The organism is Spirillospora sp. NPDC000708 (assembly GCF_040299565.1).
Taxonomy (GTDB): domain Bacteria; phylum Actinomycetota; class Actinomycetes; order Streptosporangiales; family Streptosporangiaceae; genus Spirillospora.
In genome coordinates this window covers 23020-37170 of the sequence record NZ_JBEPCJ010000036.1, presented here as the reverse complement: position 1 = coordinate 37170, position 14151 = coordinate 23020, and the positions used below count along the sequence as shown (strand labels likewise).

Genomic DNA, 14151 nt, shown 5'->3' with positions numbered 1-14151 from the left:
CTCCCGGTTACCTCGGGCCGCTACTTCACCGGGGTCAGTCAGGGGTGGGAGGGCTTCGGGCAGGCGTCGGGCATCGGCTCGTTGGGCACGAACCTCTTCCACGACTTGGCGGGCAGGGGACCGAATCTCGTACAGATGCTGCGGACGGGGTCGACGTGGAGAGCGAGATCCCAGAACCGCACCGTGTGGTCATCACTGGAGCTGGCGAGCGTCCTCGCGTCCGGGCTGATCGCCAGCGCGTCGATCCGGCCGGTGTGGCCGGTGAGCGGCGCGCCGAGCCGGTGGATGGTCCGCGGGTCCCAGAGCCGGATCGCGTTGTCAGGGTCGGCGCCGGCGCTGGCCAGGAGCCGCCCGTCCGGGCTGAAGGCCAGTGCTCGCACGCCCCCGTCGGAGGCGCGGACCGGCGCGGCGACCGGGCGGCGGGTGCGCAGGTTCCAGAACTGCAGGGTGCCGTCGGCCGCGCCGATGACGAGGAGCCGGCCGTCCGGGCTGAACACGGCTGTGTCGGCCCTGCTGCGCGTCCCGGCCGTCAGGGTGCCCGTGGGACGGCCGGTGCGCGGATCCCAGAGCCGGACGGTGCCGTTGCCCTCGGTGCTGACGAGCAGGCGCCCGTCCGGGCTGAGACCGCCCCACGTCGGAGGGTACTTGTGGTCGCGTGGAGGCACCCCGAGCAGGTATTTCGGCGGGTCGACGCTCCACACCCTTGTCTGCCAGCCGTTCGCGACGCTCAGGAACCGGCTGTCGGGGCTGAAGGTCAGCTGGGTGACCGTGTTCTCCGCACCGTTCCATGCGCGGATCCGGTGGCCGGTCCTGCGGTCCCACAGGATCGTCTTGCTGTCGTAGTCGCCGCTGGCGACCTTGGCGCCGTCCGGGCTGACGGCCACGGCGGTGACCATGACCTTGTGGCCGGTCAGCGGTTTTCCGGCACGGTAGCCGGTCCGGCCGTCCCACAGGTTCACGGTGCCGTCGCCGGCCCCGGTGACGAGAGTCCTGCCGTCTGCGGCGAAGGCCAGCCCGCCGACGACGGCGCGGTAGCCGGTGAGCGTCGTGTCGGACGAGCGCCGGGGCAGGGCGTCCAGGAACCGGATCGTCGTGTCGACGCCGCCGGTCGCCAGCCGCCGGCCGTCCGGGCTGAACGCCACCGCCTGGACGAGACCCGGGTAGTAGGACTCGGTGTACCGGTCGCCGGTGTGACCGGTCTGCGAAGTTCCGGTGATGCGCCCGGTGTCCGGGTCCCACAGGCACACCGTGCCGTTGCCGTCCGCGGTGGCGAGGCGGTGGCCGTCCGGGCTGAACGCGACCCCGGTCACCTCGTCGGCATGGCCTGTGAGCGGGCTTCCGGTCGCGCGGCCGGTCCCCGGGTCCCAGAGCCGGACGACGCCGTCATAGCCCGCGGTGGCCAGCCGGCGGCCGTCCGGGCTGAACGCGACCGAGGTGATGGCGGAACCGTGCTTGACTCTTCGGATGAAGCGACCGGTGCCGGTGTCCCACATCCCTGCCGTGCCGTTGTTCGAGCCGGCCGCGACCATTCGGCCGTCCGGGCTGAAGGCCACCGAGCTCAGCCCCTCGGGGAAGCTGTAGGCGAGGATGCCCTGGGAGCGGGCTGCGGGGTCCCGCAACGGTGCGCCGACCACACGGCCGGTCTTGGGGTCCCAGAGCTCGACCATGCCGTCCTGGCTCGCGGTGGCCACGCGCCGGCCGTCGGGGCTGAAGGCCACTCCGGTGACCCATGCGCCGGCCCTGGCCGTCGGCCGGCCGGTCGAGCGGCCGGTCTCCGGATCCCAGAACCGGACCGCGTTCCCCGCTCCTCCGGTGGCGACGACCCGGCCGTCCGGGCTGAACGCGACCCCGTAGATCTGGCCGCCGACGCTCATCGGCCGGCCGACGGGGTCGCCGGTCACCGGGTCCCACAGCCGCAGTGTCGTGTCGGTGCCCGCGCTGGCGAGCAGCCGGCCGTCCGGGCTGAACGCCAGCGCGTGCACCGGTCCGGTGTGGCCGACCAGGGTCGTGCGCTGCTGGCCGAGGAGGGACGTGATGGCCCTGCCGGCCTCGGGCGTGGGGGCCACGCGCCAGGCGGCGGCCGCGAGTTGCCGCGCCACGACGGGCTCGGCGGCGAGGCTTTGGGCGGCGAGCTGGCGGGACAGGGCGATGGAGTGCTGGCGTTCGGCGTTGCGGGAGTTCCGGCCGGCCACACCCGCCGCTCCGATGGCGGTGGCGGCGAGGAGTACGAGGCCGACGGCGGTGCCGCGGCGCAGCCGGGCCGCCCACCGGGCCGCGCGGCCGCTCCTCGCGAGGAACTCCGCGGCGACGGCGGGCAGCGGCGGGTAGCGCTCCTGGTCCTCGGCCCAGCGGGACGCCGCCTGCCGGGCCGTCGCCAGCTGGAGTCCGCGGTACAGGTACGACCCGTTCTCCTCATGGTCGCGCCAGACTCCGGCGTCGTCGAGGAGTTGGCTGCGCAGGGCGTGATCGGTGATGTCCGCGTCCAGCCAATGGCGCAGCCGCGGCCACGCGCGCAGCAGGGCGTCATGGGAGATCTGGACGTTCTCGCTGTCGACGACGATGAGCCGTCGGCGGGCGAAGACCTCCAGAATCCGGTCGATGTCGGCGCCGTCCGATCCGCCGTGCGCGCTCCGGAGGACGGTTCGCGCCAGGGTGCGGCGGCTCAGGTGGCCGTCGGAGGAGACGGCGGTCAGGTTCTGGAACACCTGGCGGGCGAGCGTCCGCTGCTCGCGGGTGAGCTCGGCGAAGGCGGTCTCGGCGCTGGTGGCCACGGCCTGGGACACGCCGCCCGTGCGGGCATGGCCGCGGCTGGTGAGCCGATCGCCCTCGCGGTTCTCCCAGATGGTGAGCATGGTCTGCGAGAGCAGCGGCAGGACGCCCGGGCCGAGGCGCCCCGCGGGCGTGCTCAGTTCGCCGAGGATGGTGTCGACGAGTCCGGCCTCGATGCTCAGACCGGCGGCGTCGGCGGGGCCGTTGATGGCGTGCCGCAGTTCGGCGGCCGACATCGGGCCGACGACGAAAGGACCGGCCTGGATCGCGGCGGCGAGCCGGGGGTCTTCGGAGCATCGGTCGATGAAGTCGCCGCGTACCGCGATCACGACCATGGCGGCGGGGACGCCACCGGCGCGCGGCGGCGCGGTCGCGGCGGTGTGCAGGGCCGTGATGAACGCCGCCCGCTCCGCCTCGGCCCGCTCGCGGCCGCCGTCCCCCGCGTCGAGGCGGAAAAGTTCCTCGAACTGGTCGATGATCAGGATGAGCCTGCGGCCGGCCGCCGCGGAACCGGGCAGGTCGCGGCGGAGCGCGTCGGCCTCGACGGCTTGGCCGACCAGCAAGTGGGCGTGGTCGGGATGGTCGGCGAGGCTGCGCAGCACCGAGGGAGCGCCGAGACCCGCCAGTCCGGCCAGGGCGGTGGCGAGTCTCGCCAGTGGGGAGCCGGCCGGCCCGTCGACGACACGCTGGGGCCAGTCGCGGGCTGTTTCTGAGAGTTCGCCCCTGCTGATCGCCGGAAGCAGTCCCGCGCGCAGCAGGGACGACTTGCCCGCGCCGGACGCGCCGGTCACCACCAGCGGCCCGGCGCCGACCGGCCGCCGCGCCAGGGCGCTGACGAGCCGGGTGGTGAGCATTTCCCGCCCGTAGAAGATCGGGGCGTCGCTCTGGTGAAAGGGCAGCAGCCCCCGGTACGGGGCGCCGCCGCTCCACCCGGGCCATGTGGGAGCGGGGTCGTCTTCCGTGCGGGTGCGCCGCTCGATCACCTCGACCAGCCCCATCAGCCGCCGGGTGTCGACGGCCTGCCGGTATCCGAGGTCCACCGCAGCCTGCAGTTCGGCGCTCTGCTGGTCGAGGCCCTCACGGATCGTCCCCAACTGGACGCGCAGGTCGCCCAGCAGGAAGGTGAACTCGGTGAACTCCTCCCCCAGTGCGGCCAGCCCGGCGGCCAGCCGCCCCTGGAGTTCGTGGTCTCCGGTGCGGATCGCGGCCTCGATCGCGGCACCGACCACGCCGACCTCGCGCAGCACCCGGGCGAGATCGGCCCGGAGTTCCTCCGCCCTCTCCCCGCCGTCCTCAAGGATCTGCTGGATCCGGCGCTCCAGTTCCGTCTCCAGATCCTCGCGCGACGGCTCCCCCTCGGTGTCCGCGAGCCGCGCCAACCCGTCCTTCACCACATCGGTCAGCACGTTCCCGCCGACCGCCGTGACCGCGCCGATCCCCGCGGCCGTCACCGCCGCCGCACCCAGCCCTGAGGTCAGCAGTGGCCCGAACGCACCCGCCGACAGCACCGCCAGCAGTACCGGGGAGGACAAGCGGCGTCCCGTGTCCCCCGTCGTCCGCGCCAGCCGAACGACGCGCGCCCGCACTCCCTCGCGCATCAGATGCCGCTGATCGTCCCCAGGCCCCATGGTCCCCACTTCGCGAGTATCACCCGCCGGTCATGGCAGGGGACGCCCGCATCGAGTGAACGGCTCGATGCGGTCAGGCGAGGTCGCCGGAGGATCTTGCGGACGCCGGCCGTGGGCGAGGACCTCACCGGCGAGCGGGGGCCGGTCGAAAAGTGAGGACGTCGCCCAGGTCTGGTCGTGCGTGAGTCGCCGTTGGTCGCCCAGGGCGGGACGCTGAAATGGGTGCGTCTCTAGTGCACCGTCGAAGCTCCCCAGACGCTGACCCAGATGAGGGCCATCGGATTCAACCGCCGGGCCGCGGCCACAGCAGGAATGGAGCGGACGCGTTCGGCACGGTGCACCGAACCGGCCGTAAGCGGCAAGCATCATAACTCGCATGATCCGGACCAAAATTCGGCGACGGTGGCGGTGGATTGTCGCGCTGGTCTTGTCTCCCGTCCTGGTCGCCTCAGTGGCGGTGGGGATCGCCTACGGGAAGGGAGGCTGGTACGCCGTCAACGTCATGCTGCGGCGCGGCGCCAATGTGTGGGGCGACGTCGCTCCGGACGACTCCCGGCTGTCCCTGGGGATCCGTTTGTCGCTGGCCGGGCAGCGCACGCCGGATGCGCCCGAGCCGGTGCGCTGGCGCCAGGTCGACACCGGGTTCGAGGTCGCCGAGCTGCCCGTCCGGGTCGGCGGGCAATCCGTGGACGCCCTGCTGCTCAGCAGGATCGACCCGACCCGCTACCGGTTCCGTGTGCTCAATCGCCCGGCCGGTGACCGGGACGTCGGTGACTGGATGGCGGCCACCGGGGCGTCGCTGGTCGTCAACGGCAGCTACTACGGCCGTCACGGGACCCCGGATACCCCGGTGATCAGCGATGGCCACCGACTCGGCCCTGCTTCCTACCAGGCCACGCACGGGGCGTTCGTGGCCGACGGGTCCGGTGGCCCGGGCAGCGCCCGGCTGGTCGACCTGGCCGGTCTCGACTGGCGGCGGGTTATCGGCGGCACGAGCCAGGCGATGGTGTCCTACCCGATGCTGCTGGGAGCCGACGGTCATGGCCGGGTCGCGGGCACAGACGAACGATGGCTGGCCAACCGCAGCTTCCTCGGGCAGGACGGCGTGGGACGGATCATCGTCGGCACCACCCGCGATGCCTACTTCTCCCTGCCCTCGCTCGCCGCGTTCCTGCCGCGTACCGGGCTCGACCTGCGCTTGGCCCTGAACCTGGACGGCGGGCCGGTCGCCTGCCAGAAGGTGTCGGCCGGCGGGTACCGGCGGGACTTCTGCGGGCGTTACGAGCTGGCCGTACACGGCGGCAGACTTCAGTTGCTGTGGCCTCTGGTCGACTTCCGGCGTTCAGCCCTGCCGATGGCACTGGTGGCCGTCCCACGCTGAACCACCTGGAGACCATTCTGAAGATCGGGCAGGTGCTGATCCGCAAGGCCGGGCCAGCGCGTTGAACCAGAAACGTCACGCGCATTCCCGAACATGCCGAACCGCAGATCACCGCACCCTTTCTGAGCCCGCACCGACAACGACCGGCTCAGGGAAGATCGCTAGCCGGTCGTACGGTCTCGGCTGGTGGTGAGTCGGGCCGCGATGGCAATTCCCTCCTGTGCCAGCCACGCTTCCGCTCGCGGCATGCGGTCCTTGACGCCTTGTTCCCAGAAGCGCCGAAACACCGGGTCGGCTTCAGCTGCGGCTCGGCTGGTCAGGTGGAAGCGGTGAACCATGCGTCGAGCCAAGGGGACCAGGTCGCGCCGCTGTTGATCGGACATTCCGTAGGCGTCGGCGAACACCGCCGTGCGGTGCGGGATGTCGGCACTGACCAGGGCCGGGGTCCGGTCCTGGGGATGCAGCAGAGGCACCCACCAGTAGAGGGCGTTGGCGATGTCATAAAGCCGTGTGGTCGGCCGGGCGAGGTCGAAGTCGATGAGCGCCGCGGGAAGACCGTTGCGGAACACCACGTTGCCGGGGCAATAGTCGCGGTGACCGACCAACTCGGCGTCGATGTCGACAAGCGGGATGGCCTCTGTTCCGGGCAGTGTCGCCCAGACGGCATCGCGGGGTGGTGTCCAACTCTGTGCGGCGTCGTGGAGCCGCCGGATCAGACCGGCCAGGGCAGCAAGGACATCTTCACCCGTCGCCTCGGGCGGGAGTGGTTCGCGTGGGACGTCACCCTCCACGAACGACAGCACTTCTCGGCCCTGCTCATCGATCCCCAATGGCTTGGGGGCGTCGGAGAATCCAGCCTGGCGCAGGTGGGCGAGGTAGGCCTGGATCGTGGCGGTGAAGGGTCTGACCGGCCGGCGGACGGTGTCCGCCACACGAGTGATGCCAAGAGTCACGCCGTCCCCGATGAGAGGCTCCTCATCCGGCGGCGCCCCTCGATCACCTGGCATGTCGCTCTCCTAGGTTTCGACTGCTCCGGGCAACCCGGCTTGAGCTGCGAGGGTCTGCCGGGCGGCTTCGGCATTTTGGATGGCGCTACTGTCTGAGATCTCGAAGACCCCCAGGCCGAGTTCACCGTAGCAGCGGTGGCGGTTGACCCACTTCGATGGCGCAGGCTCGCGAGATCCCCATCTCTGTCGCGACGTGCGCGATCGGGCGCTGGCTGCAGCGTTCGACGAGTCGCCGGCGCGCCTCCAACGAAAGCGGCGAGTTCCGGTGAGTCACCGGTTTCGGTGGCAGGGTCACTGGTCTGCGGTCCCTGCGCTAAGAAGGGCCGGGTCCACATCCGGGACCGCAAAGCGCGGGTTTGCGCCTGCCGCGACCACCCGCATCACGAAACCGGCGGCTTCCTCGGCTTGCCGAGCAGCAGCGAGCCCACCCAGCACCGCGGTTCGCGCTCCGAGGTCACCGATCAGCGCGGCGGCCCGACCGAGCGCGCCTGCGTCGTCGCCACAGATCGCGACGACAGGCGAGATGCCCACCTCGCCGGCGAACGGCCACGATGCGCCCGCGAACAGATGCAGTGCCTTGACCACGTGGGCACCGGCCGCGACCTCGGCGACCAACTCGGCGGCCGACCCCGTCTCCGGCAGCAAGCGCCCGGTCGCGTAGTCAACGGGATTGGTGCAGTCGATGACTGTCTTTTCAGACAGCATCCCATCGGGGCCGCCGATCAGCCGCAGGGCTTGCTCCAGCCCGTCCCATGCGATCGCGACCACGACGACGTCGGCCTGGTCTGCGAGTCGGCCAGGGTCGACGAGCGTCGCAGCGGCACCGATCTGCTCTGCGGCGGCCTTCGCGCGGTCGGGGTTACGGCCGGTGACCACGATCGAGTGCCCGGCGGTGGCCCACGCGTCCCCCAGCGTCACCGCAAGGTTCCCGGTCCCCAACAGTCCGATCTTCACCTGGATCTCCTTCGTCTCGTGAGGTGTCACAACGACGCTAGGAGACCGTCTCCTACCAATCGGTAGGGGCGAGATGGGAGGCTGGACCGGTGAAGGAAGCGAGCTGCGAGACCTTCGTCTCGGACTGCCACGTACGAGCTGCGGTCGAACTCATCAACCACACGTGGGACCCGGTCGTCGTCTCGGCTCTGCGCATGGGGCCGACCCGACGCAGCGTTCTCTTGGACCGTATCGCCGGGGCGAGCGACAAGGTGTTGACCGAGTCGCTCCGACGCCTGTCCTCGCGCGGCCTGGTCGCGAGGACGCCACGCGAACCGGGGCGTGACGGGGCCGTCTACGAACTCACGGCGTTGGGGGCGTCCTTCGCCAGCGGTCCGTTGGCTCACCTCGCCGAGTGGGCAGCAGAGAACCAGGTCGAACTGTCAACAACGTCATGACCCGCAACACCTAGACCTTCGCCATCCCCGGCGGCCTGCCAAGACGTTGCCGGAATGCGCGCGAGGCCACGCCGACGACTTCCGTCCCCGACGACCCGGGTGCCTTCCACTCCGCTGTACGCCTTTGCCCTCTGCCGTTGCAAGCCTCTGCTGGCAGGCAGGGGTTGGGAAGAGGGTGGTGCAGGGTCGGCAGCCCGCGAGGATCCTCCTCGGTGAGCCTGCCCCGCCAGACGGGATCACGCAGCACGATCCGGACCAAGTGGGTAGGCGATCGTAGCCCGGACAAGGCCGAGACGGCGGCCATGACGCGACGCCGCCGGTGGGTCGCCCCCAGGCGTTACGTGGTTACGACACGGGCGAAATATGCCGGAAACGGTCATCCGATTTCCTCACCGCTCATGATCTACAAGCGGAGGAGGGCCGATGGGCCTACCGTCGGATGACGATCTCGATGCCTTCATCACGGCGCGGCTGGCGCTGGCGGGGGTCGATCTGAACCAGCTTCCCGAGTCGCCCGATGCCACGACCGGCGCGCCATCGCGCGCGCAGGCCATGGAGTACCTGCGGACATTCCTCGCCGGCGCGAAGACCGGCGGCGTGCGGCCCGGCGGACGGCCCGCCGCGATCGGCGGCTGGCGGCCGCCGGCGGAGGGCCCGGACTCCGCCGCGCTGTCGCAGCAGGCCGATCCGCCGTTGGAGTACCCCTCGATCACCACGGCCTGGACGGCGACCCGATGAGCCGCTCGGTCTCCCGCCGGCTGTTCCTGGCGCGCTCGGGCGCGGTGACCGCCGCCGCGGCTCTGGCGACCGCGCCCGGCGCGACGCCGGCCCTGGCCACCACCCGCCGGCTGACGATCCCCGACGTCCCGGTACGTCCGGAGGCGACGGCCGATCCCACCGAGGCGACGCTGGCGGAGGCGGCCACGCTGCTCCGCCACCGCAAGATCAGCGCGGTGCGGCTCGTCCAAGCGCACCTGGACCGCATCGCCGCCCACGACGGCACCTACCAGGCGTTCGTCACCGTGACCGGGGAGCAGGCGCTCGCCGCTGCGAAGAGAGCCGATCGGCAGCGCGGCGGCCCGCTGTCCGGCATCCCCCTGTGCATCAAGGACAACTACTTCACCGCCGGGGTCCGGACGACCGCGAACTCGTTCATCTTCGACCAGTTCGTTCCCGGCTATGACGCGACGGGTGTCGCCCGGCTGAAGAACGCCGGCGGGATCGTCATCGGCAAGGGGCAGATGGGGCCGTTGGCCACCACCCGGGCGACGACCCCCGACGGCCGGATCACGACCGTCAACGCCTGGACGCCCACCGACCCGACGGTCGATCCCGGCGGCTCCTCGACCGGCCCCGCCTGCGCCGTGGCCGCACGGATGGCCACCTCGTCGATCGGCACGCAGACCGGCGGCAGCATCGTGCTGCCATCGAACCAGCAGAACCTGACCGGGCTCAAGCCGACCATGGGCCGCACCTCGATCTACGGCGTCATCCCCCTGTCGTTCACCCGCGACCACAGCGGACCACTCGCCCGCGACGCCCTGGACGCCGCGATCATGATGACGGTGCTCGCCGGGCCCGACCCCCACGACGTGCGAACCCTCGGCCTGCCCGCGGTGCCCGACCTCGTGCGCGCGGCCACGCCCGTGCGCGCCAACGGCAAGGTCCGACTGCGGCGCACCACGCGCATCGGCGTCCCCCCGGACTACCTGACCGGAGTGAGCGCGCCGGTGCTCGCGCTACGCAAGAACTTCCTCGCCGCCCTGGAGGCGATCCCCGGGGCGCGGATCGTCCAGGTCTCCTACCCCGACGACTGGTCCCTGCTGACGGGGGCGTTCAACGACGTGCGCCTGTCCGAGCGGACCGAACCGTTCCGGCCCTGGCTGCAGAAGGACCTCAAACTGTTCGGAGTATCGGTCCTGAGCTGGCTCGGCGGACTGATGCTGTCCGGCGACGAATGGATCACCGGGCAGCGCGCCAAGACCCACCTGCTCCACCAGGTCCTCGACGGGCTGCTGAACGACTGCGATGTCCTCCTGCAGACCGGTCCGGTCCCCTTCGACATCCTCGGGCTGCCCGAGATCGGCTTCCCGATCGGATTCGATTCCGGGGTGCCCGTCGGCACGATCCTCGGTGGCGGCCCGTACGAGGAGGACCGGCTGCTGGAAGTGGTGGCTGCCTATCAGGCCGTCACGGACTGGCACTGGCGCCGGCCCGCCGATCCGCCCCAGTCCAAGCTGAGGACCCTGGCCGCACGGCCCCGGATCGACGCCGTCAGCGCCGCCCGGCAGAGCGCCTGAAACAAGCGCCTCCGTAGGACGAGGCCCGGGACCGGCCACGGTTCCGGGCCTGCGCGCAGCGGACCGCCACCACGGTTCCGGACGCCGCTGTGACCGGCCCCACCCACTCACCCACCTCACACCGGCGAGCTGGTCGGCGGCGGATTAGCCGGCACCCGAGCGACCGGTTCGTGGCAGAGTGGCGGGATGCCTGCCGCGCGGTATGGGATGGATGCGCCCTATGGGTTCGGCTTCGTGGGCCTGGTCGTGCTCGGGTTCTGGGTGACCGGGCTGGTGATGGCGGTCACCGCCGATCTGGCCGCCGCGCTGCCCGCGCTGGTCTCCGGCACCTTGCTGGCGGGATGCCTGACCCTGAGTCTGCACGCCACCCTGCGGGGCAAGTTCCTGGTCTGGCGGGACGTGCTGGACGAGTTGGACCTGCGTGGCGACGAACGGCTGCTCGACCTCGGCTGCGGACGCGGCGCCGTCCTGTTGGCCGCCGCCCGGCGCCTCCCGCAGGGCCGGGCGGTCGGCGTGGACCTGTGGCGCGGGCGAGACCAGTCCGGCAACACCCCGGCGGCGACCCTGCGCAACGCCCGCGCCGAAGGCGTCGCCGACCGCGTCCGCGTGCAAGGGGGTGACCTGCGCAGACTGCCGTACGCGGAGGCGAGCTTCGACCTGGTCGTGTCCAGCCTGACGGTGCACACCATCTTCGGCGCGGACGCGCGCGCCCGAGCGATCGCCGAGGCGTACCGGGTGCTGCGGCCGGGCGGCCGCCTGCTGATCGCCGACCTGGCGCGGACGCCCCGCGAGTACGCCGCGGTGCTGGCCCGGCTGAACGCCCAGGACATCCGCGTGCGCGGCCTCGGCTGGCGCGCGTGGTGGGGCAGTCCGTGGGTCCCGACCCGCCTGCTCACCGCCCGCAAACCGGCCAGCCCCTGAACACCTACCGGCACGATCCAGGCCCCACGGTCACCTGGCACCCCAGTACTCGCCGCGCCAGCCGGCGGCGATGGTGAACGCGTCACCGGGCCCGAAGGTCCAGGTGGTGCCGTCGTCCTGGGTCAGGGTGACGCGGCCTTCGATGATGCGGGTGTACTCGTCGCCGGGGTAGGCCTCGATGTACTCGGCGTACGGCTCGGCGCGCCAGGTGTCGACGGAGAACCTCTCGTCGGCGGAGGCCAGGTGGGTCGCGACGGTCTCGGCCGGTGCGGCGGTGCGGAGGTTCGCGGGGTCGACGTAGTCGGACGGCTTGAGCAGCGAGTCAACGTCCGGGGTGGTCGGGATCAGGGCGACAGAGGTCACGGCGGTTCCTGTCGTGGGGATGTTGGTGGCGAGGGCGGGCCGTCAGCGGGAGGCAAGGATTTCGCGGGCGACGCCGCGGCCAGTGCGCACGGCGCCTTCCATGTGACCGGACAGCCACTGGTCGGACCCGCACCCGTAGAACGGCGGCTCGCTATTGCCGTGCAGGGGCCCGACTCCCATGACGTCGCCGGGACGCCACGCGGTGACGTTTCCCTGGGTCCACGGGTCGGTGCCCCAGCTGCGGGTGCACGGCATGGTCGGCGTCAACCGCGGCGCCGTCTCCGGCCCCTCCGCGCGCTTGATCCGCTCAGGCGCTCTCGGCAGCGCGCGTCCAGTTCGGCCGGGCCGGTCCCGCCCCGGGCCGCCACCACCCCTCTGCGGCCTCGACCCAGGTGCGGTCGGATACACCGAACACCGCCACGTCCAGCACGGTCGACGAAGCAGTCTGCGTCGCGACGCATCAGGTCCCAGGTGTGCAGCCAGCCGTTTTCGAGGGCGTCCGGCAGGCAGTGGTATCCGCCATCAGGCTGGCCCTGCGGGCCAGCAGTTCGCCGACGTCCTCGGCGCCGGTTTCGCCGTCGATGGCCAGGGCTAACGAGGGGAACGGGCGCCCGACCGTCCCGGGGTCGCCGTGGTGAGATGTTCGATCAGCGCGGCGCGGAAGGCGGCGGGCTGGTCCAGGTGCGGTGCGTGCCCGGAGTCCGGGATCACTTTCTCGCGATAGTCGCCGTAGGTGTCGAGCACCGTGCGGGTCTGCGCGACCATCGGCTGGGGCGGGAAGGTCTCCGCGCCCGGCCAGCCCGGTACCGCGCCGATCGATCCCAGGTAGGCCAGGTCGTACAGCGAGGTGTCGGAGACGATCACGTCGTCGGCGCCCCGCAGCCAGAGGATCGGCGGTTTCGGGTCCACCTCGGACAGATCGCTGATCCGCAGGTGAGTGGGTGCCATGGTGTTCAGCACGCCACGCTCCCCCGGTGCGATCCCGGGCCAGTCTCCGGTGGTGGCGGTGGTGCCCGGATAGTGGTCGTCATCGACGCGGGTGGACAGCATGGATTCCACCAGCATGTCCAGGTGCGCCGGCACGCACGGCGGCTTGACGTAGTGCGCCAGCAGCACCTGGCGCGGTGACAACTCGGACTCGTGGCCGGTGTCACCGCCGGCCAGTCGCTGCACGAACTCGGCGTTCGCGCTGCCGGCGCCGGAGCCGGCGGCGCTGGGATGACACAGTCGGCCGTCGGTGCCGCGGGTGCCCCCGAAACCGTACGGGGACACCGGGTTCACTAGCGTCAGGGACGCGATCGCCGCAGGGGCGCCGAGCAGGTACCGCAGCAGTACGCCTCCACCCATGCTCCAGCCGACCAAGTGCAGCGGGGCGAGATCCAGGGCGGACACCAGTGCGGCGAGGTCGTCCGAGTAGTCGTCGAGGCCGCGGGTGGCGTCCACCGGTTCGGGGTCGGTGTCGCCGAAACCGCGCAGGTCCATCGCGAGCGGCCGGAAGCCTTCGGGCAGCGGTAGCATCGTCGTCTGCCAGAACAGGCTCGACGACACGTTGCCGTGGACGAACAGCACCGGCACTCCGGCACGGTTCTCCGCCTCGAGCACGTTGACGGTCAGCCGCCCGGTACCGACGCGGCGTGCGATCACGCCGGGGAGAAGGGTGGTCACGCTGTTCCTTTCCGCCGAGTCAGCCGGCGACCTGCGGCTCGGTCACGGAGCTACCGACGATGCCCGTTGTGCGCAACGCGCTACTTCGGTCCACCACGCCGCCTGGCGCCGCGATCCCCGTCGTAGCAGCGACGACGGTAGGTGATCCACTCGGAGGAAGACATGTGGGTGGCCCACATGTTTTGCCCGCTGGCGACAGGCAACGGCGTTCGCTCGGCAGTCTGGGGAGAATTCAATGATCTTCGAGGTCAGGTCCGTTGGCGAGAGATGAGGAGCCGCTCGTAGGAGACGGTGCGACCCCGAGCATCATCCGCGCGGCGGGCGGGGCGAGAGGTGCTGTCGTTCGTGCCGGGCGCTGTTCCGCGCGAACCGCTCCCACCCGCGGCGGCGGGCGAGGATGCCCTCGCCGCTTCGGCTCGTCCGATCCGGCGGCTCCATGACGTCGCGCAGGGCTGGACACCACCTGCCGACGCCATCTGGGCGACGCTGCTCGGCACACGGAACATCCCGTTCATCGACACCGGCGCCGAACTGTTCGGCCACCGCGACTACTGCCCGGGCAGCGTGGTCTTCCGCGACGGGCTCCCGGCGGCCATCCTCGCCGACGCCTTCGGGATGTCCGCCCGCAGCGCCGTGGCTTTGTCCCTGTGGCCGGGCGAATAATCCATCGCTTCCATCGGACCAGCCGCACCCGCTACCGGCCGCGATGACGCCGATCGCCCCGTT

General features: G+C 71.5%; 12 protein-coding genes and 1 pseudogene. 6 read left to right on the top strand and 7 right to left on the bottom strand.

All coding sequences use genetic code 11. From position 1 onward, the window contains the following. Window positions 1–38: 38 nt before the first annotated feature. The gene (locus ABT299_RS24825; RefSeq protein WP_500252140.1) at window positions 39–4301 is read right to left on the bottom strand and encodes an NACHT and WD repeat domain-containing protein; all 4263 of its coding nucleotides are present in this window, start codon (window positions 4299–4301) and stop codon (window positions 39–41) included. A gap of 523 nt (window positions 4302–4824) precedes the next feature. Here ABT299_RS24825 and ABT299_RS24820 point away from each other — a divergent pair. Next, window positions 4825–5778: a phosphodiester glycosidase family protein gene (locus ABT299_RS24820; RefSeq protein WP_500252139.1), complete on the top strand. Its 954-nt coding sequence runs from the start codon at window positions 4825–4827 to the stop codon at window positions 5776–5778. A gap of 161 nt (window positions 5779–5939) precedes the next feature. Here the strand turns inward: ABT299_RS24820 and ABT299_RS24815 are convergent, their stop codons facing one another. The 3 genes and pseudogenes from ABT299_RS24815 to ABT299_RS24805 form a co-directional block, all read right to left on the bottom strand. Further along, complete coding sequence (locus ABT299_RS24815) at window positions 5940–6710, bottom strand: phosphotransferase enzyme family protein (protein WP_500252138.1); 771 nt, start codon at window positions 6708–6710, stop codon at window positions 5940–5942. Window positions 6711–6896: 186 nt separating this feature from the next. Then, a pseudogene (locus ABT299_RS24810) lies at window positions 6897–7059 on the bottom strand (helix-turn-helix domain-containing protein); the annotation flags it as partial. Between the two features lie 17 nt (window positions 7060–7076). After that, on the bottom strand, window positions 7077–7739 hold the full coding sequence (locus ABT299_RS24805; RefSeq protein WP_500252137.1) for an NADPH-dependent F420 reductase: 663 nt from the start codon (window positions 7737–7739) through the stop codon (window positions 7077–7079). A gap of 89 nt (window positions 7740–7828) precedes the next feature. Here ABT299_RS24805 and ABT299_RS24800 point away from each other — a divergent pair, with 89 nt between their 5' ends. The 4 genes from ABT299_RS24800 to ABT299_RS24785 all read left to right on the top strand — a co-directional run bounded on the left by ABT299_RS24800 (window position 7829) and on the right by ABT299_RS24785 (window position 11397). Then, a complete protein-coding gene (locus ABT299_RS24800; protein ID WP_500252136.1) occupies window positions 7829–8176 on the top strand; it encodes a winged helix-turn-helix transcriptional regulator in 348 nt (115 codons plus the stop codon). Between the two features lie 423 nt (window positions 8177–8599). Beyond that, window positions 8600–8914: a hypothetical protein gene (locus tag ABT299_RS24795; RefSeq protein WP_500252135.1), complete on the top strand. Its 315-nt coding sequence runs from the start codon at window positions 8600–8602 to the stop codon at window positions 8912–8914. Next, a complete protein-coding gene (locus tag ABT299_RS24790) occupies window positions 8911–10476 on the top strand; it encodes an amidase (protein WP_500252134.1) in 1566 nt (521 codons plus the stop codon). The genes ABT299_RS24795 and ABT299_RS24790 overlap by 4 nt, the downstream gene beginning before the upstream one ends. Window positions 10477–10662: 186 nt before the next feature. Then, entirely contained in the window at window positions 10663–11397 is a 735-nt protein-coding gene (locus ABT299_RS24785) for a class I SAM-dependent methyltransferase (RefSeq protein WP_500252133.1), read from the top strand. Between the two features lie 30 nt (window positions 11398–11427). Here the strand turns inward: ABT299_RS24785 and ABT299_RS24780 are convergent, their stop codons facing one another. The 3 genes from ABT299_RS24780 to ABT299_RS24770 all read right to left on the bottom strand — a co-directional run bounded on the left by ABT299_RS24780 (window position 11428) and on the right by ABT299_RS24770 (window position 13425). Then, entirely contained in the window at window positions 11428–11760 is a 333-nt protein-coding gene (locus ABT299_RS24780; protein ID WP_500252132.1) for a cupin domain-containing protein, read from the bottom strand. A gap of 42 nt (window positions 11761–11802) precedes the next feature. Beyond that, complete coding sequence (locus ABT299_RS24775) at window positions 11803–12015, bottom strand: FAD-dependent oxidoreductase (RefSeq protein ID WP_500252174.1); 213 nt, start codon at window positions 12013–12015, stop codon at window positions 11803–11805. 336 nt (window positions 12016–12351) lie between these two features. Continuing rightward, the gene (locus tag ABT299_RS24770) at window positions 12352–13425 is read right to left on the bottom strand and encodes an alpha/beta fold hydrolase (RefSeq protein ID WP_500252131.1); all 1074 of its coding nucleotides are present in this window, start codon (window positions 13423–13425) and stop codon (window positions 12352–12354) included. Between the two features lie 345 nt (window positions 13426–13770). Between ABT299_RS24770 and ABT299_RS24765 the strand changes: the two genes are divergently transcribed. Further along, on the top strand, window positions 13771–14088 hold the full coding sequence (locus ABT299_RS24765) for a hypothetical protein (RefSeq protein WP_500252130.1): 318 nt from the start codon (window positions 13771–13773) through the stop codon (window positions 14086–14088). The last annotated feature ends 63 nt before the right edge of the window (window positions 14089–14151 follow it).